This window comes from Desulfogranum marinum, from assembly GCF_016918565.1.
Lineage (GTDB): Bacteria > Desulfobacterota > Desulfobulbia > Desulfobulbales > Desulfobulbaceae > Desulfogranum > Desulfogranum marinum.
In genome coordinates, this window is record NZ_JAFFQD010000154.1 from 1 (window position 1) to 538 (window position 538).

The window sequence follows — 538 nt, forward strand, 5'->3', positions numbered from 1 at the left end:
CTATTGTTCGTCAGGTCGCGTGCCAAACCAAACGCAGAATTTTTGCTGGTGAATCTGTTCCGGCCCTGGAAAAGATTGTTTCAATCTTTGAGCCGCATACGGATATTATCCGCAAGGATCGCCGAGACACCTATTACGGTCACAAAATTTGTCTTACCGGCGGCGCTTCTAATCTCATTCTTGACTGCGTAGTACTTGACGGCAATCCTGCGGACACTACGTTGACCGGGTCAATGCTTGACAGGCAAAATGATATTTACGGACGCTATCCTTTGCAGGCGTGTTTTGACGGCGGTTTTACATCTCAAACGAACCTTAAGGAAGCAAAGGGTAAGGGCGTTAAAGACGTCTGTTTTTCCAAGGGGCGCGGGCTCAAGGAAGAAGACATGTGCCGAAGCAGATATGTTTATAACCTGAAAGTCGTTTAAAGCGTACACTACTTGGCACCTATCCCCAGGTACTCCAAGAACAGTTTGTCTCTAGCCACTGATTCTGTTGACCATCGATAGTCTGCCATAGCCGTCTGAACCCTGGTGGT

Annotated in this window: 1 pseudogene; it reads left to right on the forward strand. The window is 48.0% G+C overall.

Features of this window, described 5'->3' with window-relative positions:
- Positions 1-410, forward strand: a pseudogene (locus tag JWH17_RS23275) (ISNCY-like element ISDol1 family transposase); the annotation flags it as partial.
- Between the last annotated feature and the right edge of the window lie 128 nt (positions 411-538).